Origin of the sequence: Streptomyces virginiae (assembly GCF_000720455.1) — a bacterium.
Classification (GTDB): domain Bacteria; phylum Actinomycetota; class Actinomycetes; order Streptomycetales; family Streptomycetaceae; genus Streptomyces; species Streptomyces virginiae.
On sequence record NZ_JOAK01000002.1, the window covers coordinates 412,928 to 438,361 of the forward strand.

Here is a 25,434-nt window from a genome sequence, read left to right on the forward strand (position 1 = left end):
TACTAGTTCGGGGCGGGGCGCCGGGACGGCCCGCCGCGCTGGCGCTGTGCAGGAGAGGACGAGCTCATGGCCGCGGAACCCGTCATCGTCGAAGCCGTACGCACACCCATCGGCAAGCGCGGAGGCGCGCTCGCCAACCTCCATCCCGCCTACCTGCTCGGTGAGACCTACCGCGAACTCCTCGCCCGTACCGGAATCCAGCCGGACTGCGTCGAGCAGATCGTAGGCGGCACCGTCACCCACGCCGGCGAGCAGTCCATGAACCCCGCCCGCAACGCCTGGCTCGCCATGGGGCTCCCGTACGAGACCGCCGCGACGACCGTGGACTGTCAGTGCGGCAGCTCCCAGCAGGCCAACCACATGGTCGCCAACATGATCTCCGGCGGGGTCATGGACATCGGCATCGCCTGCGGCGTCGAGGCCATGAGCCGCGTGCCCCTGGGCTCGGGCTCCAAGCACGGCCCGGGCAAGCCCTTCCCGGACGAGTGGAACGTCGACCTCCCCAACCAGTTCGAGGCCGCCGAACGCATCGCCCGCAACCGCGGCCTGACCCGCGAGGACGTCGACCGCCTCGGACTGCAGTCCCAGGAGCGCGCCCAGGCCGCCTGGGCCGAGGAGCGGTTCAAGCGCGAGACCTTCGCCGTGCAGGTGCCCACCACCGAGGAGGAACAGGCCGCCGGACAGGGCATGTGGCGTCTGGTCGACCGGGACGAGGGCCTGCGCGACACCAGCATGGAGGCCCTGGCCCGGCTCAAGCCGGTCATGCCCACCGCCGTGCACACCGCGGGCAACTCCTCACAGATATCCGACGGCGCCGCCGCCGTGATGTGGGCCTCGCGCAAGATGGCCCGCGCCCTCAAGCTCAAGCCGCGCGCCCGGATCGTCGCCCAGACCCTCGTCGGCGCCGACCCCCACTACCACCTGGACGGGCCGATCGACGCGACGCGGGCCGTGCTCGGCAAGGCCGGGATGTCGCTCAAGGACATCGACCTCGTCGAGATCAACGAGGCCTTCGCCTCCGTCGTCCTCAGCTGGGCCAAGGTCTTCGACCAGGACCTGGAGAAGGTCAACGTCAACGGCGGCGGCATCGCCCTCGGCCACCCCGTCGGCGCCACCGGCGCCCGCCTGATCACCACCGCCCTGCACGAGCTGGAACGCCGCGACAAGGAGTTCGCCCTGATCACCATGTGCGCCGGCGGCGCACTGGCGACCGGCACGATCATCCAGCGCCTCTGACCGCGCACGCGCGCACACCCCCCGCGCGCAGGCGCCCGCGATCCCGTGGGATGGGATGCAGAAGGCCCCGGGGCCGGACCTGGGGAGGCCGGCCACCGGGGCCTTCGAATGTCTTGCTGCTGCTGCTGCTACTGCTACTGCTACCGCTCCTGCGACAGCGGGTGCGGCGGCTTAGTACCAGTGGTTGGCCTGCCAGAAGTTCCAGGCGCCGACCGGGCTGCCGTAGCGCTCGTTCATGTAGTCCAGGCCCCACTTGATCTGGGTGGCCGGGTTGGTCTTCCAGTCGGCGCCCGCGGAGGCCATCTTCGACCCCGGCAGGGCCTGGACCAGGCCGTACGCGCCGGAGGAGGCGTTCGTCGCGGAGGGGTTCCAGCCGCTCTCGTGCGAGACGATCTTGTCGAAGGCCGCGAACTGCGCCGGGTCCTTGATCATCTGCTGGGCGATCGCCTTCGCACCCGCCGGAGCAGCCTGCGCGGGAACCGCGGCAAGCATGGAACCGGCAACGCCCAGGGCGAGGACGGAACCGACGAGGGTCTTCTTGGAAGCGGCGATGCGGCGGATGACAGCGTTGGACACGGATGAACCTTCCGAAGGGGACAAGGGCGGTCGCGGGCATGCCGAGGACATGCGTGAGCCACTCACGCGAAGGAGAGGGGTTCGTCGGCGGCGGGTGAAGTAACCCCTGCCGCCTTGCGACTCATCCAGTTCTACAGACGCTCCGGTGCCCTGGCAAAGGCCCCGCCTACTAGCCCCCCCCCGCACATGCGGGCCCATCGAACCCCCCGAACCGGACGAACAGGCCCTTGTCGGCCGCCTTGAGGTCTACTACCAGCCCTCGTATGTGACCTGCGTCCTGTGGGCCGCCTCACCGGCGGAGCCCCCCGAACTCACCCTCGGTGGCCGCACGCTCGCCGGAATCGAAGGAGACGGCGGCGTCGAAGGCGGCTTTGCGAGTCGCCCGCCGCAGCGCCCTCAGCAGCGTGCCGCCGAGCATCAGCGTCAGTACGACCGTCAGCGACGCCCGGCCCAGGTCCCAGCCCAGCGACGTCGTCAGGTAGTACGCGACGAAGCGCACCAGGTTCGCGGCCAACGGCTCCCCCGGATGGAAGGAGATGCCCTGCGCCATGCCCTGGATGATCACCCAGCCCTGCAGGTTCATGACCGCCCCGTACGCGAAGGCGGCGGCGAAGCCGTACGCGGCCAGCATCAGCAGCTCCGCCCGGCCCCGGATCCGCTCCGGGCCCGGCAGCAGCCCCGCCCCCAGCGAGAACCAGCCCATCGCCAGCATCTGGAACGGCATCCACGGCCCGACCCCGCCCGTCAGCAGGGCCGAGGCGAACATCGTCACCGACCCCAGGACGAAACCGAAGCCCGGACCCAGGACCCGGCCGCTCAGCACCATCAGGAAGAACATCGGCTCCAGCCCGGCCGTGCCCGCGCCCAGCGGTCTCAGCGCCGCCCCGACGGCCGCGAGCACGCCGAGCATCGCCACCGCCTTCGCGTCCATGCCGGTGTCGGCGATCGTCGCCACGACGACGGCGACGAGGAGCGGCAGCAGCGCCGCGAAGAGCCACGGGGCGTCCTGGGAGTGGGCCAGCCCCGACTGCCGGTCGGCGAGCAGCGGCCACCCGAACGCCGCCACACCGATGAGCGAGACGAGGACCAGGGCGGCGGCGGCCCGGGGGCCGATCCGGACCGGGCGGCTCGCGGGGCGGCTCATCGGGTCCCCTCCGCGCCGAGGGCCTCGGCGACCTGGCCCACGGTGAGCCAGTGGCCCGGCGCCAGCACCTTCGCCACCTGGGGTGCGAAGGCGGGCGAGGACACCACGACCTCCGCCGTCGGGCCGTCCGCGACGACCTCCCCGCCCGCCAGGATCACCACGCGATCGGCCAGCTCGGCGGCGAGCTCCACGTCATGGGTGGCCAGGACGACGGCGTGCCCGTCGGCGGCCAGGCCGCGCAGGATCTCGACCAGGCGGGCCTTGGCGGCGTAGTCCAGACCGCGGGTGGGTTCGTCGAGGAGCAGCAGGGCGGGGCGGCCCGTGAGGACCAGCGCGAGGGCCAGCGCCAGGCGCTGCCCCTCGGAGAGGTCCCGGGGATGGATGTCGTCGAGCACCCCCGGCAGCAGGCCCGCGACCAGGTCGCGGCAGGTGCCGGGGGGCGCGCCGGCGTCGGAGTCGGCGGCGGCGCACTCGGCGGCCACGGTGTCGGCGTAGAGCAGGTCGCGCGGCTCCTGCGGGACGAGGCCGACGTGGCGCACCATCTCGGGCGGCGGGGTGCGGTGCGGGGTCCGGCCACCGACGGTCACCTCGCCGGTGGCGGGGGGGAGCGTACCGACGAGGGCGGCGAGCAGGGTGGACTTGCCGGCGCCGTTGCGGCCCATCAGGGCGATGGTCTCGCCGGGCGCCACCGCTAGGTCGACGGCCCGCAGCACGTCGGTGCGGTCGCGGCGTACGCCGAGGTTCCGGGCGCGGGCCGTTTCGCCTGCGGCGGGCTCGGCGGGCTCGGCGGGCTCGGCGGGCTCGGCGGGGACGGCGGGCTGGGCGGGTTGCGGCCTGCCGCGGCCCAGCAGGCGGGCGAGCAGCCCGGGTGCGGCGCCGCTCCCGGGGGCGCTGCCCCCGGACCCCCGCGCCTCAAACGCCGACGAGGCTGGGTATTTCAGCCCTGCCGGCGTTTGAGGCGCGGGTCCGGGCAGAGCCCGGGAAGCGGAGCCGCGGGCGCCCTCGGAGGCAGGCACCGACGAAAGGCGGTCCCGCAGCGGCGCGGCCTGGCGGCGGGCGTCGCGGACCGACAAGGGGAGGGGGGACCAGCCCGCGAGGCGGCCCAGGGAGACCACCGGCGGGTGGACCGGGGAGACCGCCATCGCCTCCGCCGGGGAGCTCAGGACCGGGGCCGCGCCACGGGCGGGCAGCAGCAGGACGCGGTCGGCGTACTGCACCACCCGCTCCAGCCGGTGCTCCGCCATCAGCACGGTGGTGCCCAGGTCGTGGACCAGGCGCTGGAGGACCGCCAGGACCTCCTCGGCCGCCGCCGGGTCCAGCGCGGACGTCGGCTCGTCCAGTACCAGCACCTTCGGGTGCGTGGTCAGCACCGAGCCGATCGCGACCCGCTGCTGCTGGCCGCCGGACAGCGTCGCGACAGGCCGGTCGCGCAGCTCGTTCAGGCCCAGCAGATCGAGGGTCTCCTCCACCCGGCGCCGCATCACCGCGGGCGGCAGCCCCAGGGACTCCATCCCGTAGGCCAGCTCGTCCTCCACCACGTCCGTCACGAAGTGCGCGAGGGGGTCCTGGCCCACCGTGCCCACCACGTCCGCGAGCTCGCGCGGCCGGTGCGTACGCGTGTCACGGCCCGCGACCGTCACCCGGCCGCGCAGGGTGCCGCCCGTGAAGTGCGGGACCAGCCCGCTCACCGTCCCCAACAAGGTGGACTTGCCGACCCCGGACGGGCCGACGACCAGCGTCAGCTCGCCCTCCGGAACCACCAGGTCGACGCCCTGCACCGAGGGGCCGGCCGCACCGTCATAGGTGACCGACACCTGCTCGAACCGGATCACTTCGACGCCTCCTTCGGCGGTACGGGTGCCACGAAGGCGGGCAGCAGGCCGATCAGGACCGCGGCGGCCGGCCACAACGGCAGCGTGGGCGCCACCAGCGGCACCACGCCCGGGTGCAGACCGGCCGGGTCGACACCGCCGGCCCGGATCAGCAGCCCCGCGACGGCCGCCCCGGAACCGGCGACCAGCCAGGCACGCGCACCCCACCGGTCGGGCCGGTAGCGGGTGCGCACCGACCGGCGCCCGCCCAGCCGCAGACCCGCCAGGGCCGACGCCGCGCCGAGGCCGAGCACGGGCAGCCCGTACGCGGCGCCCTGCGCGGCCAGCAGACCGTACGTGCCCGCGCACATCCCGAGCAGGCCGCCGAGGGTGAGGACGGTGGTGGTGTGCCGGACGGCCGGCGGGACCTCGGCCGTACGGCCGTAGCCGCGGGCGTCCATCGACGCCGCGACGGCGACCGACCGCTCCAGGGCGCCCTCCAGGACCGGCAGGCCGATCTGGAGGACCGCCCTGATCCCGCCCGTGGGGCGTCCGCGCAGGCGGCGGGCGGTGCGCAGGCGCACCACGTCGGCGACCATGTTCGGCGCGAAGGTCATGGCGACGACGACGGCGACCCCGGCCTCGTACAGGGCGGCCGGCAGGGACTTCAGGAGCCGGGCCGGATTGGCGAGGGCGTTCGCGGCGCCGACGCAGACGAGGAGCGCGGCCAGCTTCGCACCGTCGTAGAAGGCGAAGACGAGCTGCTCGGCGGTGACCCTGCCGCCGAACCGGATGCCCTGCGCCCAGGCGGGCAGCGGCACCTCGGGGAGGACGAAGAGGACGTGCGTGCCCGGGATGGGCGAGCCCAGGAGCATGGAGAAGAGCAGGCGCAGGCCGACGACGACGAGGCCGAGCTTGAGGAAGGCCCCGTAGGAACGGGCCCACGGCGCGTCCGTGCGGCGGGCCGCGACCACGAAACCGGCGACGCCGACGATCAGGCCGAGGACGAGCGGGTTGGTGGTGCGCGACGCGGCGGTGGCCAGCCCGAGGGCCCACAGCCACCAGGCCCCCGCGTGCAGGGCGGTGGCGCGGCTGCCCAGCGGCGCCCTCCATCGTTCGTACGACGACCGGCGCGGGGAGCCCCGCTCCCCGGGCCCGCTCCGGCGGGCCGGGGGCACGGGGGCGGGTGCGGCTCCGGTGGGTGCTCCCGTGGGCGAGCCGGACGCGGGGTGCGTCATCGGCCCCGGCGGCGGGACTGCCAGACGCCCGCGGCGGCCAGGACCGCGACCAGGGCGATACCCGCCAGCAGTCCGGCGGACGGGCCGCCGCCACCGCCGCCCGGGGCGGAGCCGGACGGCGAGGCGGACGCCTCGGCCGCACCGCTGTCGGCGATCTGCTCACCGCAGCCGTGCTGCGGGAAGCCCGCGATCGCGCACAGCAGCGCCGCGCTGTTGTAGCGCAGCGGCTTCGCGACCGCCGCCAGCGCCTCGGCGGTCGTGGCCTCCGGCGCCACCTGCGCGCACGCCGTGCGCGGGGCCTCCTGCGGCACGACCTCGCCCGACGGGGCGTCCGCCTGCACACCGAAGTCGATGACGAGGGCCACCCGCTTGCGGCCCTCCGCCGCAGCGGTGGCCCCGCACACGGCCTCGAAGTCGGCCGCGGCCCGCGGCTTGGCCGCCTCGGCCGCCGCGTCCTTGCTCACCGCGAAGCGGAACCCCTGGACGGAGCCGTCCGCGGGGCGGGCCAGCGACGGCCCCTGAGTGGCGTACGACCACTGGCCGCCCGCCGCGCCGTCCCAGAACGACCAGTAGCGGTAGCCGGCCGCCAGCGCCGGAGCGGCGGCCAGCAGGGCCAGGACGGTGCCGAGGACAAGGGCCACGGCGGGCAGGCGGCGGCGCATCAGAGCTGGTTCTTCTTCCGGCGGCCGCTCAGCAGGATGCCGATGCCCACACCGGCCGCGGCGCCCGCACCGATGATCCACCAGAGGTTCGCGCCGCCGGAGGGCTCGTCCTTCTCGCTCTCCACCTCGGTCGCGGCGGTGTCCGCGCCCTGCGGGGCCGGGCCCGTCGCGTTCAGCGCGGCCACGAGGTCGGTGCCGCCGAAGGACTTCGGGTCGGTGCCCGTGGCGTGCGCGGCCAGGATCAGGGTGCCCAGACCCGCCGGGGAGCCCTTGGCCCACTCGGCGGAGTTCGCCCTCAGCCACTCCAGGGCGCCCGCCGCCGACTGCTTGTGCCCGGCCGCGGCCAGGGCGATCACCGCGTCGGCGGTGTTGCCGGTGTCCGCCGTCGGCTGGTCCGCACCCGGGGTCACGGCCGTCAGGTGGCCGTCCTTCTTGAGGGCCTCGGCCAGGTAGCCCGCCGCGCCCTGGGCGGCGGCCGCGACGCCGGCCGCCGGGTCCGCGCCGGGCGCCGCCGGGCAGGTCAGCGGGGTCGCGGGGGTGTCCGTACCGGACGGGACGACGGCCGTGCCCGCGCCGAGGCCGGCCAGGGTCGCCGCGGCCGTGGCGTCGGCGTTCGCGAGCAGCTTGCCGTCGACGGGCTGGAACGCGAAGGCGCCCCGGTCGGCGGCCGGTTCGGCGGCGCAGCCCAGCTGGAAGGAGAGCAGCGCCTCGTAGGGGGACTTGCCCGCCTTCGACTTCGTCTCGGCCGGCTTCTCGCCGGCCGCGGTCAGGGCGCTGATCACGATGGCGGTCGAATTGGCGTCGGTGCCGCCGTCCATGGAGCCGCCGGGGTTGGAGCTCCAGCCGCCGTCCTCGTTCTGGACGGACTTCAGCCAGCCGACCGCCTTCTTCACGCTCTCGTCGTGGCCGCCGAGCGCGGTCAGCGCCTGCACGGCCGCGGCCGTCGCGTTCGAGTCGATGTAGGCCGTCGCGTCGCAGTCCTTGGTGGTGTCCGCCCGGAAGGCGGGGAAGGAGCCGTTCGCGCACTGCTGGCCGACCAGCCAGTCCACGGCCTGCGCGGCGGGCTTCACACCGACGGTGTCCTGGGCGAGCAGGGCGAAGGACTGCCGCCACACGCCGTCGAAGGCGGGGTCCTTCTTGCCGTAGAGCCCGGAGGGGATGACCGGGGGCGCGGAGGGGGAGGGCGGCGCGGTGTCGGCGAGGGCTGCGGGGGCGACACCCACGCAGAGCACGGCGGAGGCGGCGAGCGCGGCGGCGCTGCGGCGGACGGTCATGGGGGAGGGTGCCTCTCCTGCTGGGGAAACCGGGGCAGGCACGCACAGGCACCGGGCTCCGGCTCCGTGTTTCCTCGACGGTGCCGGCCGCCGGGAAGACCGGCGGCACGAGCCGCGCACTCCGGTACGGGGCATTCCGGCTTCCCGCCCGGATGGTGCCGGGGGCGGGTCACGGTTGCGGGTCAGCGCCGGAATCGCACCGGCTTCCCCCCGTACGGGGTGTGGACGACCGCCTCACTCTACCGGCCCGTAGCCCCCGGGCCCGGGGGTGTCGGCTGGATCACGCCCGGGCCCGGCACCCGGTCCGACCGGCGGGCCTCCCCTCAGACCGCCCGGTACGACACCGGGTCCGTGCCCGGGACCGCCTCGGCGCGGCCCTGCTTCACCAGCCGCCGCAGATGCGCTTCCGCCTCCGAGACGGCGATGTTGCGGGAGCCGTACGGGATCTGCTCCCAGGGCCGGTTCCACTCCATCCGCTCCGCGAGCCCCCACGGGGTCAGCGGCTCGGCGAGCAGCGCCCACAGCCCCGCCAGGCGTTCCTCGTGGTGGTCCAGCAGTTCCCGTACCCGGGCGGGCGCGTCGGTGAAGGCGTGCTGGTGGGCCGGGAGCACCTCGGCGGGCGCCAGGCGGCCGATGCGTTCGAGGGAGTCGAGGTAGTCCCCGAGGGGGTCGGTGACGCGGGTGTCCTCGGGGGCCTCGTAGAGGCCGATGTGCGGGGAGATCCCGGGCAGCAGGTGGTCGCCGGAGAAGAGGCGGCCGTTGCCGGGGAGGTTCGCCGGATGCTCCTCCTCCAGGTGCAGGCAGACGTGGCCGGGGGTGTGGCCGGGGGTCCAGATCGCCCGCAGCCGGCGCCCGGCGAGGGGGAGCAGCTCGGCGGGGACGATCTCCCGGTCGGGGACGGCGGCGCGCAGTCCGGGCAGGGTCCGCATGCGGCCGCTCGCGCGGGCGGCGCGCAGCGGTGCGATGTGTTCCTCGGGGGCCCCGGCGGCGGCGAGTTTCGCGCTCATGTAGTCGAACCACACCCCGGGCTCGGAGGAGCGGGTGCGCACGACGACCTCGGTGTCGGCGGCGTGCATGGCGATCCACGCGCCGGACGCCTCGCGGACCCGGCCGGACAGGCCGTGGTGGTCGGGGTGGTGGTGGGTGATGACCACGCCGTGGACGTCGGCGATCGCGATGCCGAGTGCGGCGAGGCCGGCGACGAGGGTGTCCCAGGACTCGGGGTCGTCCCAGCCGGTGTCGACGAGGACCGGGCCGCGGTCGGTGTCGAGGACGTGGACGAGGGTGTGTCCGAGGGGGTTGTCGGGGATGGGCACCTTGATCCCCCACACGCCTCCGCCGTGATCGGTGACCTGTGACGTGTCCTGCGGCATGAGCCCTCCGCCTGTCGACCGCCGTCCTCCGACGAGAACGCGTTCCAGTAGTAGCCCAAGTCGACCATCTTCGCGGGATTCTGACTAGTCGTTGGATCTTCTCCGCTCTTCCGTCCTGGCCGTGGACTCCTAGAACTAGAACTGGTATCAGTTCGGGAACGCCAAGCCGCAGGAGGCCTCAGCCATGACGGAGCTCGTGGAACACGGAAAGCTGTTCATCGGCGGTGAGTGGACGGATCCGCTGGGCACCGACACGATCCGGATCGTCTCCCCCCACACCGAGCAGGTCATCGGCTCCGTCCCGCACGCGTCGGAGGCGGACGTCGACCGCGCCGTCGCCGTCGCCCGCAAGGCTTTCGACGAAGGCCCCTGGCCCCGGATGACGCTGGAGGAGCGCATCGCGGTCGTCTCCCGCATCAAGGACGCCATCGCCGTCCGCCACGAGGAGATCGCCCGCTCGATCAGCTCCCAGAACGGCTCCCCCTACTCCTGGAGCGTCCTGGCCCAGGCCCTCGGCCCGATGATGGTCTACGACGCCGCGATCACCGTCGCCCGCGACTACCCGTACGAGGAGCACCGCCAGGGCGTGCTCGGCCCGATCCTGGTGCGCCGCGAGCCCGTGGGCGTCGTCGCCGCCGTCATCCCGTGGAACGTCCCGCAGTTCGTCGCGGCCGCCAAGCTGGCGCCGGCGCTGCTCTCCGGCTCCACCGTGATCCTCAAGCCCTCCCCGGAGGCGCCGCTCGACTCCTTCATCCTGGCCGACATCGCGCGCGAGGCCGGAGTGCCCGAGGGCGTGCTGTCGATCCTGCCCGCCGACCGCGAGGTCAGCGAGTACCTGGTCGGCCACCCCGGCGTCGACAAGGTCGCCTTCACCGGCTCGGTCGCCGCCGGCAAGCGCGTGATGGAGGTCGCCGCCCGCAACCTCACCCGGGTCACCCTCGAACTCGGCGGCAAGTCCGCAGCCGTCGTCCTCCCCGACGCCGACATCGAGACCGCGGTCGCCGGGATCGTGCCCGCCGCCTGGATGAACAACGGCCAGGCGTGCGTGGCCCAGACCCGGATCCTCGCCCCCCGCAGCCGGTACGAGGAGGTCGCCGAGGCCCTCGCGGCCGCGGCCGGCGCGCTCGTCGTCGGCGACCCGCTCGACCCGGCGACGCAGCTCGGCCCGCTCGTCGCCCGGCGCCAGCAGCAGCGCTCCCTGGACTACATCCGCATCGGCCAGGAGGAGGGCGCGAAGGTCCTGGCGGGCGGCGGCCGCCCGGCGGGCCTCGAACAGGGCTGGTACGTGGAGCCCACGCTCTTCGGCGACGTCGACAACACCATGCGGATCGCCCGCGAGGAGATCTTCGGCCCGGTCGTCTGCCTGATCCCGTACGGGGACGAGGCGGAGGCCGTACGCGTCGCCAACGACTCCGACTTCGGCCTCAGCGGCAGCGTCTGGACCGGCGACGTCGAGCACGGCATCGACTTCGCCCGGCGCATCCGCACCGGCACCTTCAACGTGAACACCTTCAGCCTGGACATGCTCGGGCCGTTCGGCGGCTACAAGAACAGCGGGCTGGGACGGGAGTTCGGCCCGGAGGGCCTGAGCGAGTACCTGGAGCACAAGATGATCCACCTGCCCGCGGGCTACGAGGCGGGTGCCTGATGGGCGACCGCTGGCAGGTCGAGGTCGACCGGGGGGTGTGCATCGGCTCGGGCATGTGCGTGAACCACGCCCCGGAGGGCTTCGTCCTGGACTCGGCGCGCCAGTCCCACCCCCGCAGCCCGCAGTCGGACGCGAACGAACCGGTCCTCACCGCGGCGGAGGGCTGCCCGGTCGAAGCCATCATGATCACCCTGGCCGCCACGGGCGAACCGGTCTTCCCGCCGGAGGAGTAGCCGGCCGTGGCCGTCGGCGGAGCGGGAGACCACTCGGTGAGGGGGCCGGGGACCGCGAGCTCCACGAAGGCGTCGGTGCCCGGCGCCGGAAGCGGTCGCCCATCCAGTGGGCGACCGCGCTTCCACGCCCGTCCGTACAGCGGAACGCGACCCGGCCGTCCTCGGCGACCCGGTCCACGAGGACGTGCACGGGCGGTTACTCTCGCTCGGCGGCGCTCCGCTCGACGCAGAACTCGTTGCCCTCGGGGTCGGCGAGGGTCACCCACCCGGTGCCGTCGGGCCTGCGGTGGTCGCCGACGACGGTGGCGCCCAGCGCCACGATGCGCTCCACCTCCTCGTCGCGGGTGCGGTCCTGCGGCTGGAGGTCCACGTGCACACGGTTCTTGACGCTCTTGGCGTCGGGAACCGTCACGAAGAGCAGCGTCGATCCGGGAGCCGTGACCAGCGCCTCGGGGTCCCCGGGGAAGTCGTCGTCGGCGAGCGAGCCGTCCAGAACGGCGGCCCAGAACTGCCCGAGGCTGTAGGCGTCGGAGCAGTCAACTGTGATGTGTCGTACGAGAGAAGCCATGGGCGGGACTATCGAACAGCCCACCGACTCCTGTCCACCGAGATTGCGGGGTGGCACCCCGAACCACGGCCTTCCCCCGCCGGTTTAGAGGCGCCTCACAGGCTCGGCGGCTTCCGGCGGCCCGTCGACCCGGCCACGCCGAACGCGCCGGCTCCACACGGTGTGCCCGATGAGAACCACGGCGGCGACGCATGCCGCAACACGAGTCACGTTCCAGGTCAGAGCGAAAACCGCCCCCTCCGAGTCCGCCTCCACGCTCAACCGCTGAGTCGCCTCGAAGAAGGCGGTGAGAGGAACAACCAGACGGAACAGGAGGCCACCGACTCCGGGTGTTCGCGCTACGTTGCCCATGAGTCCCACGGGCGCGCCGAACACGAATGCCGCTGTTCCCCACAGAAGGATCTGCCCCTGGCCGGAGGTGTCAGGCTCCATTCCGGCCGGCACGGAGGTGGCTTCTTCCATTCCAGCGGGAATGGTGGGGTTGATGTCCTTGAAAACGTAGTATGTGACGACACCGATGGCCAGCCCCAAAGCTGCCAGCAATGCCGATTCGATCTTGGATGGACGGAAGTACCCCACCACCAGGGCGTAGCAGGCCCACGGCCAGCCGCTGGAAAAAACAATGCTCACGGCGACGCAAAATGGATTGTCCCATTTCCCGGCAACGGGGCCCACGAGGCCAAGCAGGAGACCGGCTCCGAGAGACGCGGCGACCCGCACGACGCGAGCACGTGTTGAGCGTGTGATTGTTCTTCCCCCGTTCAATGGGTGGGCCCGACGTGGAGGTGGCGCCGCCCCGGGGTCGCGCGCGTGACGACCAGCCTCGGAGCGACTCGCAACCTACCGCACCCTCCCGGAAGTTACTGCTTGGTGCGGCGAGTGGAACCAGTCCACGCTGACACCAGGTGCCGCCGGTGGACGGGCTGATGCATGCCTGTGACTGCGCGCCGAAAGAGCCCGTCGATGCGTCCGTCCTGAACGTCACGACTCCCCATTCTGGCGGATCCACCGGCAATGTTCATGAAATTCCCTCCCTGATTCCCCGTGCTGGGAAAACGACGGAAGGATTCCGGTGGCTCACGGCCGGCCCCGGACTGGACGGGCTGCGGACGCGTGAGGGAGGAGCGCGTAGCGATCTGAGGCGGCTTATGTCCAGCCGCAGACGTCTCGCGGACGCCGTCCGGCAGGAGCGCGTAGCGATTTGGGGCGCCCTGGGCTCCGCCCGCGCATCGCTGACCGCCCCGTCTCGGAAAAGGAACACCCGGCCCGTTCCTTCGGGGGCTTCCCGGCAGTCTTTCGGATTTCCGGGGCGGGACGGGCGGTCAAGGGTGGCCGAAGGCCATCACGAAGTGACGCGACCGCAGGGAGCGCCCTTGAAGGGCCGGCCCGACGCGGAGAGACGATGGGACTGACGGGAAACCCCCAGCACGTCTCTGACTACCGCCCGAGTGGCCGATCTCCCGAAGCTCCCCTTGCCCTTCCACCTCCGCCCCGCCCCCGCCCCCCCAGCGGTCGGTTCAGGACTTTTCCGGGGACTTTCCCGGGGACGTCAGGTCGATCAGGCGGCAGACCATTTCGATGTCGATCTTGACCTGGGCGATCGAGGCGCGGCCCGAAAGCCAGGTGATCAGCGCCGAGTGCCAGGTGTGCTCGATGACCCGGACCGCCGACAGCTGCTCCGCCGTCGGCGGGTGTTCGAGGCCCATGGCGTCCAGGATGATCGCCGTGGTCAGACGGGACACGGTGTCGACCTCGGGGCTCACGCTGCGGTCCGCGAAGGTCAGGGCCCGCACCATCGCGTCCGCCAGCTGCGGCTCCCGCTGGAGGGCGCGGAAGGCGCGCATCAGGGTCTCCGCGACCCGGGCCGCCGGTTCGTCACCGGCCGGCGGGCGTTTGCGCAGCGTCGTGTGCATGTGCTGGAGCTGGTCCTGCATGGTGGCGACCAGCAGGTGCACCTTGGACGGGAAGTAGCGGTAGAGCGTGCCCAGCGCCACGCCGGCCGCCTCCGCGACCTCGCGCATCTGGACGGCGTCGAAGCCGCCCCGGCTGGCCAGCTGGGCACTCGCGTGCAGGATCCGGCGGCGGCGCGCCTCCTGGCGCTCCGTCAGGGGAGGCGACGCCGGTGTGGTGACGGCCTTCACTTCCGCTGTCATGTGTCCCGTTCCGTGTCGTTGCGCGGGCTGTCTCCGGGGTGATCCGCAGCCAGCATCGCAGGCGCCGCAGTCGTGGCGTGAATCACCTGCTCCACCTCTTACGGTGTGGTTTCCGGCCGGTAGATTCAATGCTCTTAGACGGATCAAGTCTGAAACTTGTTCTACATTATCCGAGCGGTTACGCTCCGGCGAAAGTGCAGCGAGAAGGGGGCCGAGAGTGACCGCTGAGGCCGTGGTGACGAGCCCTTTCGCGGGTTCCGCCGACGACGGCGAGCGTCCGCTGCGCATCGCCCTCCTCACCTATAAGGGGAACCCGTTCTGCGGCGGTCAGGGCGTCTACGTCCGGCACCTCTCGCGCGAGCTGGTCCGCCTCGGGCACTCCGTCGAGGTCATCGGCGCCCAGCCCTACCCGGTGCTCGACACGGGCGCCACGCTCACCGAACTCCCGAGCCTCGACCTGTACCGCAGCCCCGACCCCTTCCGGACACCGGGACGCGACGAGTACCGCGACTGGATCGACGCCCTCGAGGTCGCCACGATGTGGACCGGCGGCTTCCCCGAGCCGCTGACCTTCTCGCTGCGCGCCCGCCGCCATCTGCGGGAGCGGGCCGGGGAGTTCGACGTCATCCACGACAACCAGACCCTCGGCTACGGGCTGCTCGGCGACCTCGGCGCGCCGCTGGTGACGACGATCCACCACCCCATCACCGTCGACCGCAAGCTCGACCTCGACGCCGCGCAGGGCCGCGTCAAGCGTGCCTCCGTACGCCGCTGGTACGCCTTCACCCGCATGCAGGGCCGCGTGGCCCGCAAGCTGCCCTCCGTGCTCACCGTCTCCGGATCCTCCAAGCAGGAGATCGCAGACCACCTCGGCGTGCAGGACGAGCGCATCCACGTCGTGCACATCGGCGCCGACACCGACCTCTGGTCGCCCGACCCGTCCGTGGCCGAGGTTCCCGGCCGCATCGTGACCACCTCCAGCGCCGACGTCCCGCTCAAGGGCCTGGTGTTCCTCGTCGAGGCGCTCGCGAAGCTGCGCACCGAGCAGCCCGACGCCCACCTCGTCGTGGTCGGCAAGCGCGCCGAGCAGGGCCCCGTCGCCCGCGCCATCGAGACGTACGGCCTCCAGGACGCCGTCCGCTTCGTCAAGGGCATCACCGACGCCGAGCTGGTCGACCTGGTGCGCAGCGCGCAGGTGGCGTGCGTGCCGTCGCTGTACGAGGGCTTCTCGCTCCCGGCGGCCGAGGCCATGGCCACCGGCACTCCGCTGGTCGCCACCACGGGCGGCGCGATTCCCGAGGTCACCGGTACCGACGGTGAGACCTGCCTCGCCGTGCCGCCCGGCGACGCCGGCGCCCTGGCGGCCGCGCTGGGCCGGATGCTCGGCGACCCGCAGCTGCGGGCCCGCGTCGGCGCTGCCGGACGTGAACGCGTCCTGACCCGTTTCACCTGGGCCGCGGCGGCCAAGGGCACCGCCGCGCACTACCGCGCCGCCATCGAGCAGGCCGCCCGCGCCCGCCGCGCGCGGTGACCTTCCGCCTCATCCACACCGTCCCCACCCCCGTACACCCCCGCGACCGCGAAGGCAGGACCCCGTGCTGACCGTCGATTTCTCCCGGTTCCCGCTCGCCGCAGGCGACCGCGTACTCGACCTTGGCTGCGGCGCAGGCCGGCACGCCTTCGAGTGCTACCGGAGAGGCGCCCAGGTGGTCGCCGTCGACCGCAACGGCGAGGAGATCCGCGAGGTCGCCAAGTGGTTCGCCGCGATGAAGGAGGCCGGTGAGGCCCCGGTCGGAGCCACCGCCACCGCGATGGAGGGCGACGCGCTGGCGCTGCCCTTCCCCGACGAGTCCTTCGACGTCGTCATCATCTCCGAGGTGATGGAGCACATCCCCGACGACAAGGGCGTGCTCGCGGAGATGGTTCGCGTCCTCAAGCCCGGCGGCCGCATCGCCGTGACCGTGCCGCGCTACGGCCCGGAGAAGATCTGCTGGGCGCTGTCCGACGCCTACCACGAGGTCGAGGGCGGCCACATCCGCATCTACAAGGCGGACGAGCTGCTGGGCAAGATGCGGGCGGCGGGCCTCAAGCCGTACGGCACGCACCACGCGCACGGGCTGCACTCGCCGTACTGGTGGCTCAAGTGCGCCTTCGGCGTGGACAACGACAAGGCGCTGCCGGTGAAGGCGTACCACAAGCTCCTGGTCTGGGACATCATGAAGAAGCCGCTGGCGACGCGCGTGGCGGAGCAGGCCCTCAACCCGCTCATCGGCAAGAGCTTCGTGGCGTACGCGACCAAGCCCCACCTCCCCGTCGGCGCGACCCAGTGAGCTCGCCCGGGCGTACCGAACACCTCGTCCTGGACGGCGTGCTGACCGCGGAGCAGGCGGCCGAGACGGTCGCGGGCATCCTGGCGGTGCAGCGCGACGACGGCGCCATCCCGTGGTTCCGGGGTCACCACCTCGACCCGTGGGACCACACCGAGGCGGCGATGGCGCTGGACGCGGCCGGCGAGCACGAGGCCGCCGAGCGGGCGTACGTGTGGCTGGCCCGGCACCAGAACGAGGACGGTTCCTGGTACGCGGCCTACGCCGACCGGCCCGACGGCGTGGACACCGCCGAGCCGCAGGACGCGAGCCGCGAGAGCAACTTCACCGCCTACATAGCCGTCGGTGTGTGGCACCACTACCTGTCGACCGGTGACGACACCTTCCTCGACCGGATGTGGCCGTCCGTGTACGCGGCCGTGGAGTGCGTCCTGTCGCTGCAGCAGCCCGGCGGCGAGATCGGCTGGAAGCGTGAGGCGGACGGCACGGCCGTCACCGACGCGCTGCTGACGGGGTCGTCCTCCATCCACCAGGCGCTGCGCTGTGCGCTGGCCATCGCCGAGCACCGGGAGGAGCCGCAGCCGGACTGGGAGCTCGCCGCGGGCGCGCTGCGGCATGCGATCCGCCGTCATCCGGAGCGGTTCCTGGACAAGGACCACTACTCGATGGACTGGTACTACCCGGTCCTCGGGGGCGCGCTGACGGGCGCGGAGGCGACGGCGCGGATCGAGGCGCGCTGGGACGAGTTCGTGGTCCCGGACCTGGGGGTGCGCTGCGTGCTGCCGAACCCGTGGGTGACGGGCGGCGAGTCCTGCGAGCTGGCGCTCGCGCTGTGGGCGACGGGGGAGTCGGACCGGGCGCTGGAGATCCTGCGGTCGATCGGGCACCTGCGCGCGGACAACGGCATGTACTGGACGGGGTACGTCTTCCAGGACAGGGCGGTGTGGCCGGTGGAGCAGACGACGTGGACCGCCGGGTCGTTGCTGCTGGCGGTCGCGGCGCTGGGCGGGGACGAGGCCACCACGGAGGTGTTCGGCGGGGGTTCGCTCCCGGCCGGGCTGGAGCCGGACTGCTGCGGCTGATCCGCACCCGCAGGTGAACGAACGGGGCCCCTCCCGCCGGTCGGCGGGGGAGGGCCCCTTCGCGTCGCTCGTGCCCGCGGCGGCCGAGCGCGTCAGCGGCGGTAGAGCCAGCCGGCTATCGCGTGGCCGACCAGGACGTACACGACGGCGGCCAGGCCGTAGCCGATGACGACCTGGACCCATTCGCGGCTGAAGGTGAACAGGTCGTAGGACCAGCCGGCCAGCCAGCTCGCGGTGTCGTGGATGAAGTTGACGAGCTCGTTGCCCTGGTTGGCGTCCAGGAAGTAGAGAAGGATCCACAGGACGATCACGAAGGCAAGCACGTCCGCCACCAGAGCGACGGCCCGGCCTGCCTGACTGCTTCCTCGGGTGCGTACTCGCGTGTGTGAGGTCATGCTGCGCGTGTTGCCGCCCGGGCGCGTCGCAAACCCGAACGGGTCCACCGGGTGGCGGGCCGGTGGGGGCGGGGTGAGGCTGCGGGGGACGCCTGAGTCCCCGGAGGAAACCGTGTCCGTACCCTCGACCGTCCGATTCCGTCGCGCCCTCACGGCGGTGGTCCTGTCGACCGCGCTGCTGGCCGGTGCCACCGCCTGCGGTGGCGGTGGTACCCAGCGGGAGGAACTGTCCGCCGCTTCGATGGGGGAGCTGGCCGCGCTCGCCGCGGCGGAGCCGGCGGCGGCGGAGGCCGACGAGCTGGCCGCGGCCACGCCGTCGCCGAGCACGTCCGCCGAGAAGCAGAAGTTCGCCAAGACGCGTTTCGTCGCCAACGCGGGGCTCGCGGCGGGCGCGACGTACCAGTGGATCGTCAAGCCGTACCGGGCGGGCAAGTTCAAGAAGGGTGCGAAGGGCCGCACCTTCGCGCTCATCAAGGCGGGCCTGGCGGGCGCGTTCGCGTACAACCGGCTCAAGGCGGCCGCCGACAACGCCAAGGGCGACCCGCTGCTGTCGAAGGCGATGGCCCCGCTGACGGCGGGCATCGAGTCTCTGAAGGGGCTGGGCACCAAGCTGCGCAAGGGCCAGGCGGGTGACGCCGACATCTCGTCCTTCGACGATGTCATCAGCAGTGTGAAGGAGGCCGGCAAGAGCGCGGGCGCCACGGTGACCGACAAGGTTCCCAGCGCCTCCCAGCTCGGCGGCTAGGGCTCGACGGCCCCACGGTCGGGGCGGGCGTCACGGCGCCCCCGGCCGTGGGGCTGTTTGAATGGGCGTGTGATCGAGTACGTGTTGCTTGCCGGTGGGGTCGTCGGAATCGGGTGGCTGGTGCGGCGCAGGCATCGGGCGCGCGCGGGAGCCGGGCCCGTGCCCGGGATTCCCGGGATGGCGCGGATGCCGGCCGGGCAGGGGCGGTGGCGGCCGGGGCGGGTGTACGTCGACGGGGGCGCGGCCCGCTGGGTTCCGGAGCGCGGAGAGGCCGTTGAGCTGCCCGGGGGGCGGGCCACCGGGTTGCGGGTGCCGTCGATGAAGGAGGGGATCTCCATCAATCCCGGGTCGCGGATCGTGACCTGCTCCTACGACGGCGGCGGGAGCATCGAGATCGCCGTGATGCCGCTGGACGTGCGGGAACTGCTGGAGGCCGTGCCGAAGGCGGACTAGGGGGTGTCCGGTCCCCTGCCGCATTTCCGGCGTCCCGTCCACCGGACGCCGGAATTCCGCGCTTCTGGGAGCGGATGTCCGGGATTTCCTTGAGGGGTCGGGGCGCACGCCACACGATGGTCGCCCGAGCAGTGCATCCCGAGTCTCAGGAGTACGCCTGTGCGCACCCGTACCACGGCGCTCGCCGCCGCCGCTCTCACGGCCACCGCTGTCGGGCTGGCCCCGTCGGCCGCCGCCGACACCGTGACCACCACGCCCCTGCCCTGGTCGCTGAACCTCCAGACGGCGAGTGGCAGCGGGGTCAGCCACTGGACCACCGTGACCCGGGAGGACGGCTACACGCTCTCGCGGACCCTCACCGTGGGCGGGACGCTGTCCAACACGGGCTCCGGCTGCTACAGCGCGGTGGTCACGGAGGCCGTCTTCGGCTTCCCGAGTGCCGTGCACGACGCGGGGAGGATATGCGGTCCCGGGACCGTTGCCGTCCGCTACGAGGGACCGGCGATCAACGCGAACCTCTATCTGTGTGCCGTCGCCCCGGGTGGTGGGTGCACCAAGATGGCGGGTCCGGCCTCGGTGTACCGCTACTGAGGCTCGCGTGGCGCCGCCCGCCGCCCGCCGCCCTCAGCTGTTGAGTTCCGCCAGGACGCGCAGGGTGTGCGGGTCGGGGGCGGTCACGAGGAGGTCCGTGACCGGGCCCTTGCGCCACAGGTCGAGGCGTTCCGCGATCCGCTCCCGCGGGCCGACCAGGGAGATCTCGTCGGCGAAGGCGTCAGGGACGGCGAGTACCGCCTCCTCCTTGCGCCCCGCGAGGAAGAGCTGCTGGATGCGGCGGGCCTCCTCCTCGTAGCCCATCCGGGCCATCAGGTCGGCGTGGAAGTTGCGGGCCGCGTGGCCCATGCCGCCGATGTAGAAGCCGAGCATGGCCTTGACCGGGAGCAGTCCCTCGGTGACGTCGTCGCAGACCTTGGCGCGGGCCATCGGCGCGATCATGAAGCCGTCGGGGAGGTCCGTGAGCGAGGCCTGGTAGACGTCGGTGCGGGTCGGTGACCAGTACAGGGGCAGCCAGCCGTCCGCGATGCGGGTGGTCTGGGCGATGTTCTTCGGCCCTTCCGCGCCGAGGAGGAGGGGCAGGTCGGCGCGGAGCGGGTGGGTGATGGGCTTGAGGGGCTTGCCGATCCCGGCCGCGTCCGCGCCGCGGTACGGGTGGCTGTGGAAGCGGCCGGCCAGCGCGACCGGGCCCTCGCGGCGCAGCACTTGGCGGATGACGTCGACGTACTCGCGGGTGGCGGTCAGCGGGCTCGCGGGGAACGGGCGCCCGTACCAGCCCTCGACCACCTGCGGGCCGGACAGGCCCAGGCCCAGCATCATCCGGCCGCCGGAGAGGTGGTCCAGGGTCAGGGCGTGCATGGCGGTCGCGGTCGGGGTGCGGGCGGCCATCTGTGCGATGGCGGTGCCCAGGCGGATCCGCGAGGTGTGCGCGGCGATCCAGGTCAGCGGGGTGAAGGCGTCGGAGCCCCAGGCCTCGGCGGTCCACACCGAGTCGTAGCCGAGGTTCTCGGCCTCGGTGGCGAGGTCGAGGTGGGCCGGGGAGGGGCCGCGGCCCCAGTATCCGAGTGCGAGTCCGAGGCGCATGAGCGGGTCCCTCCAGCCGGAACTGACGGTGCGTCAGGTGACTGTAGGGCAACGGCCCCCCGCCCGGAAGGGTGGGGGGCCGTGGCTCCGGGCCCGGCTACTTGCTGAAGTAGCCGGTGATGTCGGCGATGAGGTCGACGCTGCCCGCGTTGTTGTAGAAGCTGATCTTGCCGTCCACCACGGGGACGATGACCAGGTTGGGGATGGTCTGGCCGGCGGTGAAGTTGAGGTTCGAGGCGCTGGTGCGGGTCGTGCCGCTGGGGTAGACCGACACGTGGCTGGACGTGGTCGGGTTGGTCGCCGTCACGTTCAGGATCACCGCGGTGACACCGGTGGCCGGCACCCCCTCGACGCCCGCGACGGTCAGGGTGACGACACCGCCCTGACCGACCGGGGCCTTGGCGACGCCGAGGCCCTCGCGGGTGTCCATCAGGCGCTTCGGGCCGAGGTTGGAGTGCTTGGCGCCCGCGCTCGACGTGGTGAAGTAGCCGGTGATGTCGGCGATGAGGTCGACGCTGCCCGCGTTGTTGTAGAAGCTGACCTTCCCGTTCACCACGGGGACGATGACCAGGTTGGGGATGGTCTGGCCGGCGGTGAAGTTGAGGTTCGAGGCGCTGGTGCGGGTCGTGCCGGTCGGGTAGACGGACACGAAGCTCGGCTGCGTCGGGTTGGTCGCCGTCACGTTGAGCACCACCGCGGTGAGGCCGTCCGGTGCGGGGAGCCCGTCGACGGCCGAGAGGTCGAGGTCCAGGACCCCGCCCTGGCCGACCGGTGCGGTCGGCACGCCGCCCGTGCCGTCCCGCGTGTCCAGGACCCGCTTCGGGCCGACGTTCATGTGGGTGCCGCCCTCGCCGCTCGCGAGGAAGTAGCCGGTGATGTCGGCGATCAGGTCGACGCTGCCCGCGCTGTTGTAGAACTGGACGATCCCGTCCTGGACGGGAACGACGACCAGGTTCGGGACGGTCTGCCCGGGGGTGAAGTTGAGGTTCGACGCGCTCGTGCGGACCGTGCCGTTCGGGTAGACCGACACGTGGCCGGCCTCCGTCGGGTTGGTCGCCGTCACGTTCAGGACCACGGAGGTCACCCCGTACGCCGGGACGCCCTGGACGCCCGCGACCTTCAGGGCCACCACGCCGCCCGGCCCGACCTTGGCCTGCGGCACACCCAGGCCCTCGCGCGTGTCCATCAGGCGCTTGGGCTGGACCGGGACGTACTTGACGTCCGAGACGTCCGCGTCGACGGTGACCGGCAGGCTCGTGGACACCTTGCCGTTCTTCGCGGTCGCCCGGATCTGGATCCGGTGGCTGCCCAGGCTCAGCATCGTGGCGGCGCTCGTGGCGTCACCCGCGACCGTCGCGGCCGGGGCGCCGTCCACCAGCAGTTCGAAGGAGCTCAGCAGCTGAGCGGCCGTGCTGGTGGAGAAGCCGACCACCAGCTGTCCCGGGGTCTTCGCCGTCCCGCCCGGCGCGACGGGCTTCTCGTTCACGGAAACGATCTTCAGCTGGGCCGCGGGCCCCGACTTCCGGATCGTGTCCAGCTGCGGGTACAGCTGGTGGCCCGGGCACTCGGTGTTGAAGCCGTCCCGGTGGCCGGAGACCGTCCTGAACTGGTACGGCTGACCGGCGGTGAAGCTGGTGCCGGCGTAGTTCTTCTGCGTGGCGCCGGCCGTCAGCGTCGTCGTGCCGTTCATGTCGACGTCGTACTGGCCCAGCTTGTACGCCGCCATCCTGGAGATGCCTTCGAGCGCCTCCGGCGAGGCCCCGGCGTTCGTGTAGTCGCCGAGGACCGCGACGCTCGTCGACTCCGAGTTGAAGCCGTAGGTGTGGGCGCCCATCACGGGCTGGTCCACGCCGCCCTGACGGCCCTCGAAGAGGGTGCCGCACTTGTCGACGAGGAAGTTGTAGCCGAGGTCGCGCCAGCCGTTGGTCTTCACGTGGTAGACGTGCAGACCGCGGACGATGGCCGCGGAGTCGGTGCACTCGTACGGGGCGGTCGCCGCCGTGTGGTGCACGAACAGGGCCTTGATCTTCCCGCCCGCGAGATAGATCGGGCCCTCGTTGTTCAGGGACTCGTCGGCACCCCACTGGGCGCGGGAGACGACGTCCGGTCGCGGAGCCGTCGACTCCGGGCCGGGCGCGACCGCGGCGGCCGCCGCCCGCGCGCCCGAGGCCGCAGCGCCCTGGCCCGGCTTGGACTTCGCCGCTCCGTCACGGCCGGCCGTACCCGGGTCCACCAGGTCCAGCTCCAGGCCCGCGGGCAGCGCGGCCGTGCCGCCGCTCACCCGGACCTCGGCGCCGTCGGCGGCGCCGACCCACACGGGCTCCGTGGCACCGCGCGCGCCCGGCCGGTTGCCGTCGAGGCCGGCCTTGAGCGGCTCCAGCGTGACCCACTGCGTCCACGCCCCGGTCACGGCGTTCCGGCTGCGGGCCTCGATCTTCCCCTGCACCTCGGCGGCGGCGTCCTTCCAGGACACGCCCATGAGGCCGAACCGCTCGGTGCCGTGCGCGGAGACGGTCGCCTCCGTGGTGCCCTTCGGCTCCAGCGCGAGCCTGCGGACCGTGCCCTCGACGGGGCCGCCCGTCCCGGCGGAAGCGCCGGACGCGCTGCTGCCCGCCCGGTCCGGACCGGGTCCGGCGGCCACGGCCACGCCCGGCAGGCACAGCGTCGCGACGACGCCGAGCGCGGCGGCGAGAGCCGTTCCGCGCATGCGACTTGCTATCACGTAGTTCCCCACCCGTTTGCAACTCATCGAATATGAGTACTGGTTGGGGCCGATGCTACTGACCCGGACCGACAGATCCGAACGCAGTTCGAACGCACGACGCCCCACCGGTGGACCGGTGGGGCGTCGTGGTGGAACGCAAGCGTGGAGCGGAACGGCGTACGCGGATCAGCCGCGCTGGATCCCCGAGGTGTCGCTCAGGATGCCGCGACGGCCGTCCTGGGTCTGCGCGACGAGGGCGGCCGCGCCGCGCTGCTCGACGGCCAGGTACCAGGTGCCCGGCGCGAGTTCGGCGATCTGCGTGGGCGAGCCGTCCTCGGCGAAGAGGGGACGGGCCACCGGCACCGCGAACCAGAACGGGCTGAAGTCCCCCGCCGGGGCGGGCGCCGCGGCCGCCTGGTGACCGGCGCCGGAGTCGTGCGCACCGGGCGCCGGAGTCGGCGTACCGCCGTACGGCGGGACCGGCTGCGGGGTGGAACCGTAGGGCTGCTGCTGTCCGCCCGGGTAGCCGTACCCGGCACCCGGCTGCGGCTGGCCGCCGTACGGCTGCGGGGCGGCGGGCCGCGCCTCCGGCACCAGGGACCCGGCGAGCGCCGGGACCTTCGCGCCGAAGACGGCCACGCCGGCCAGGGCCAGGGTGGCGAGGAAGGCGATGACGGCGCCCGCGCCCAGGTCGAGCGTGCTCGGGCAGGTGATCAGCGCCCACAGCGCCGACCAGGCGGCCGAGACGGCGAGCACGGTGCCCCACGCCGACAGCGGCATGCCGATGACCTTGCGGCTCTCCGGCTGGAAGCGGCCGGCGACGAGCAGACCCGCGGCGATGAACCCGAGCAGGAAGACGCTGGGGAGCACCAGGCGGTAGGCGTCGGTGTCCCAGGCGCTCGGCAGGTCGCCACCCGTGGTGGAGTAGAAATCGAAGAACGAGGCGATGAACAGCAGCGCCGCTGCTCCGATCACCACGCCGTCGCCTCGAGTGAGGGAGCGGATGTTCACGTCTTAGGTGTCCTTCTCGGTCTCGGTCGTCTCGTGGTGCCGCGGTCGCAGCGCAGATCGTGCCTGCAGCAGGGCGGGCGGCACCATGGTACGGAGGTTCCCCGCGGCCGAGAGGATCGGGGCGGCGGGCGTCCCGGCGGGACGCCCGAGAGGGACTACCCGCCGAGGAAGCCGACGATGCCGTCCGCGATGCCCTGGGCCGCCTTCTGCCGCCACTCCGGACTCGTCAGCTGCGCCGCGTCCTTGGCGTCACGCATGTTGCCGCATTCGATGAACACCTTGGGCCGAGTTGACAGGTTCAGTCCGCCCAGATCGTCGCGGACCACCAAACCGGTCCCGCCGCCCAGGTAGTTGGCGGGCGCCGAGCCGGTGGTGCGGGCGAAGTTCCCGGCGATCCGTTCGCCCAGATCGCGCGAGGGTTCGACGATCTTCGCGGTGTCGGCGGCGCCGCTCTTGACCTTGGCCGGGAGGATGACGTGGAAGCCGCGGTTGCCGGCCGAGACGCCGTCGGCGTGGACGGACACGACGGCGTCGGCGTTCGCGTCGTTGCCGATGCGGGCGCGCTCGGTGATGCAGGGACCCCAGGCGCGGGCGCCCGTCTCGTGGGTGAGGACCACCTTCGCGCCCTGGGCCTCCAGGGCGGTCCGCAGGCGCTTCGACACGTCCATCGTGAACTCGGCCTCCATGTAGCCGGAGTTCGTGGTGGTCCCGGTGGTGTCGCACTCCTTGCGGTTGGTGCCGATGTCGACCTGCTGGTCGATCTCGTCGGTGTGCTTGAAGTTTCCGGTGTTGTGCCCGGGGTCGACGACCACGGTCCTGCCGGTGAGCGGGCCCTTGGCGGGCGCCGGTGCGGGGGCCGCGGCGGGTGCGCCCGCCTCCGTGCTCGGGCCGCCGCTGGGGGTGGAGCCCGGCTTCGCGTCCCGCTGGCCCGGCGAGACGGTGGAGTGCGAGGCGGGCTGCGGGGCCGAGCGGGGCCGGTTCTCGTCCGGCCCGGCGCCGGACAGCGCCTGGGTCAGGACCCAGCCGGCGAGGCAGGCCGGGGCGAGCGCGGCGATCCCGACCACGAGCGTGGAGCGTCGGGTGAACCAGTGCCGGTCCGGATTCGCGGAGGAGCCGGACTCGGGGGGCGGGGGGCTGTCGTCGTAGCGCACGTCCGCGATGCTAGA

Annotated in this window: 24 protein-coding genes and 1 riboswitch; of the genes, 9 read left to right on the forward strand and 15 right to left on the reverse strand. The window is 72.8% G+C overall.

Going from position 1 to position 25,434, the window contains the following annotated elements:
• The first annotated feature begins 66 nt into the window (after positions 1-66).
• A complete protein-coding gene (locus IG86_RS0104925; protein WP_030894861.1) occupies positions 67-1,236 on the forward strand; it encodes a steroid 3-ketoacyl-CoA thiolase in 1,170 nt (389 codons plus the stop codon).
• Positions 1,237-1,407: 171 nt separating this feature from the next.
• Here the strand turns inward: IG86_RS0104925 and IG86_RS0104930 are convergent, their stop codons facing one another.
• From IG86_RS0104930 to IG86_RS0104960, 7 genes are all read right to left on the reverse strand, one after another.
• Positions 1,408-1,812, reverse strand: coding sequence for an aggregation-promoting factor C-terminal-like domain-containing protein (locus tag IG86_RS0104930; protein ID WP_030819565.1), 405 nt, complete (start codon positions 1,810-1,812; stop codon positions 1,408-1,410).
• 289 nt (positions 1,813-2,101) lie between these two features.
• Positions 2,102-2,956, reverse strand: a complete 855-nt coding sequence (locus IG86_RS0104935) for an ECF transporter S component (RefSeq protein ID WP_030819567.1) — start codon at positions 2,954-2,956, stop codon at positions 2,102-2,104.
• A complete protein-coding gene (locus IG86_RS0104940) occupies positions 2,953-4,788 on the reverse strand; it encodes an ABC transporter ATP-binding protein (RefSeq protein ID WP_030894864.1) in 1,836 nt (611 codons plus the stop codon). Before IG86_RS0104940 ends, IG86_RS0104935 begins: the two co-directional genes overlap by 4 nt.
• Complete coding sequence (locus IG86_RS0104945) at positions 4,785-6,005, reverse strand: energy-coupling factor transporter transmembrane component T (RefSeq protein WP_030894867.1); 1,221 nt, start codon at positions 6,003-6,005, stop codon at positions 4,785-4,787. The genes IG86_RS0104940 and IG86_RS0104945 overlap by 4 nt, the downstream gene beginning before the upstream one ends.
• Entirely contained in the window at positions 6,002-6,667 is a 666-nt protein-coding gene (locus IG86_RS0104950) for an SCO2322 family protein (RefSeq protein ID WP_030819575.1), read from the reverse strand. The genes IG86_RS0104945 and IG86_RS0104950 overlap by 4 nt, the downstream gene beginning before the upstream one ends.
• Entirely contained in the window at positions 6,667-7,941 is a 1,275-nt protein-coding gene (locus IG86_RS0104955) for a prenyltransferase/squalene oxidase repeat-containing protein (protein WP_030894870.1), read from the reverse strand. Before IG86_RS0104955 ends, IG86_RS0104950 begins: the two co-directional genes overlap by 1 nt.
• Positions 7,942-8,099: 158 nt before the next feature.
• A riboswitch (cobalamin riboswitch) is annotated at positions 8,100-8,201 on the reverse strand.
• Between the two features lie 63 nt (positions 8,202-8,264).
• On the reverse strand, positions 8,265-9,314 hold the full coding sequence (locus IG86_RS0104960) for an MBL fold metallo-hydrolase (protein ID WP_030894872.1): 1,050 nt from the start codon (positions 9,312-9,314) through the stop codon (positions 8,265-8,267).
• Between the two features lie 184 nt (positions 9,315-9,498).
• Here IG86_RS0104960 and IG86_RS0104965 point away from each other — a divergent pair, with 184 nt between their 5' ends.
• Both IG86_RS0104965 and IG86_RS0104970 read left to right on the forward strand, forming a co-directional pair.
• Positions 9,499-10,962 (forward strand): aldehyde dehydrogenase, encoded by a 1,464-nt coding sequence (locus IG86_RS0104965; RefSeq protein ID WP_030894875.1) that lies wholly within the window; start codon positions 9,499-9,501, stop codon positions 10,960-10,962.
• Positions 10,962-11,195, forward strand: coding sequence for a ferredoxin (locus tag IG86_RS0104970; RefSeq protein ID WP_030819583.1), 234 nt, complete (start codon positions 10,962-10,964; stop codon positions 11,193-11,195). The genes IG86_RS0104965 and IG86_RS0104970 overlap by 1 nt, the downstream gene beginning before the upstream one ends.
• A 196-nt stretch (positions 11,196-11,391) precedes the next feature.
• Here the strand turns inward: IG86_RS0104970 and IG86_RS0104975 are convergent, their stop codons facing one another.
• The 3 genes from IG86_RS0104975 to IG86_RS0104985 all read right to left on the reverse strand — a co-directional run bounded on the left by IG86_RS0104975 (position 11,392) and on the right by IG86_RS0104985 (position 13,916).
• Entirely contained in the window at positions 11,392-11,763 is a 372-nt protein-coding gene (locus IG86_RS0104975) for a VOC family protein (protein ID WP_030894877.1), read from the reverse strand.
• An 84-nt stretch (positions 11,764-11,847) separates the two neighbouring features.
• Complete coding sequence (locus IG86_RS0104980) at positions 11,848-12,438, reverse strand: hypothetical protein (protein ID WP_244305770.1); 591 nt, start codon at positions 12,436-12,438, stop codon at positions 11,848-11,850.
• Positions 12,439-13,280: 842 nt separating this feature from the next.
• Complete coding sequence (locus IG86_RS0104985; RefSeq protein WP_030819590.1) at positions 13,281-13,916, reverse strand: TetR family transcriptional regulator; 636 nt, start codon at positions 13,914-13,916, stop codon at positions 13,281-13,283.
• Positions 13,917-14,133: 217 nt separating this feature from the next.
• Between IG86_RS0104985 and IG86_RS0104990 the strand changes: the two genes are divergently transcribed.
• From IG86_RS0104990 to IG86_RS0105000, 3 genes are all read left to right on the forward strand, one after another.
• Positions 14,134-15,447 carry a glycosyltransferase family 4 protein gene (locus IG86_RS0104990; RefSeq protein ID WP_030819593.1) on the forward strand — a complete coding sequence of 438 codons (1,314 nt, stop codon included), beginning with the start codon at positions 14,134-14,136 and terminating at the stop codon, positions 15,445-15,447.
• A gap of 64 nt (positions 15,448-15,511) precedes the next feature.
• Positions 15,512-16,246 carry a class I SAM-dependent methyltransferase gene (locus tag IG86_RS0104995; protein ID WP_030037395.1) on the forward strand — a complete coding sequence of 245 codons (735 nt, stop codon included), beginning with the start codon at positions 15,512-15,514 and terminating at the stop codon, positions 16,244-16,246.
• Positions 16,243-17,325 carry a prenyltransferase/squalene oxidase repeat-containing protein gene (locus tag IG86_RS0105000; protein ID WP_030819596.1) on the forward strand — a complete coding sequence of 361 codons (1,083 nt, stop codon included), beginning with the start codon at positions 16,243-16,245 and terminating at the stop codon, positions 17,323-17,325. Before IG86_RS0104995 ends, IG86_RS0105000 begins: the two co-directional genes overlap by 4 nt.
• A gap of 92 nt (positions 17,326-17,417) precedes the next feature.
• Here the strand turns inward: IG86_RS0105000 and IG86_RS0105005 are convergent, their stop codons facing one another.
• Positions 17,418-17,720, reverse strand: a complete 303-nt coding sequence (locus tag IG86_RS0105005; protein ID WP_078658826.1) for a hypothetical protein — start codon at positions 17,718-17,720, stop codon at positions 17,418-17,420.
• A 178-nt stretch (positions 17,721-17,898) separates the two neighbouring features.
• On the opposite strand from IG86_RS0105005, the gene IG86_RS0105010 reads away from it, so the two are divergent.
• The 3 genes from IG86_RS0105010 to IG86_RS0105020 all read left to right on the forward strand — a co-directional run bounded on the left by IG86_RS0105010 (position 17,899) and on the right by IG86_RS0105020 (position 19,509).
• Entirely contained in the window at positions 17,899-18,465 is a 567-nt protein-coding gene (locus tag IG86_RS0105010) for a hypothetical protein (RefSeq protein WP_173429176.1), read from the forward strand.
• Positions 18,466-18,624: 159 nt separating this feature from the next.
• The gene (locus IG86_RS39680) at positions 18,625-18,918 is read left to right on the forward strand and encodes a hypothetical protein (protein WP_157854767.1); all 294 of its coding nucleotides are present in this window, start codon (positions 18,625-18,627) and stop codon (positions 18,916-18,918) included.
• 159 nt (positions 18,919-19,077) lie between these two features.
• Positions 19,078-19,509 carry a hypothetical protein gene (locus IG86_RS0105020; protein WP_030819602.1) on the forward strand — a complete coding sequence of 144 codons (432 nt, stop codon included), beginning with the start codon at positions 19,078-19,080 and terminating at the stop codon, positions 19,507-19,509.
• Between the two features lie 33 nt (positions 19,510-19,542).
• Here the strand turns inward: IG86_RS0105020 and IG86_RS0105025 are convergent, their stop codons facing one another.
• From IG86_RS0105025 to IG86_RS0105045, 4 genes are all read right to left on the reverse strand, one after another.
• Positions 19,543-20,553: an LLM class F420-dependent oxidoreductase gene (locus tag IG86_RS0105025; RefSeq protein ID WP_030819604.1), complete on the reverse strand. Its 1,011-nt coding sequence runs from the start codon at positions 20,551-20,553 to the stop codon at positions 19,543-19,545.
• A gap of 97 nt (positions 20,554-20,650) precedes the next feature.
• Positions 20,651-23,260, reverse strand: coding sequence for a peptidoglycan recognition protein family protein (locus IG86_RS39685; protein ID WP_051784961.1), 2,610 nt, complete (start codon positions 23,258-23,260; stop codon positions 20,651-20,653).
• Positions 23,261-23,443: 183 nt separating this feature from the next.
• Positions 23,444-24,268: a hypothetical protein gene (locus tag IG86_RS0105035; RefSeq protein ID WP_030894889.1), complete on the reverse strand. Its 825-nt coding sequence runs from the start codon at positions 24,266-24,268 to the stop codon at positions 23,444-23,446.
• 155 nt (positions 24,269-24,423) lie between these two features.
• A complete protein-coding gene (locus tag IG86_RS0105045) occupies positions 24,424-25,419 on the reverse strand; it encodes an N-acetylmuramoyl-L-alanine amidase (RefSeq protein WP_030819611.1) in 996 nt (331 codons plus the stop codon).
• Positions 25,420-25,434: the final 15 nt, after the last annotated feature.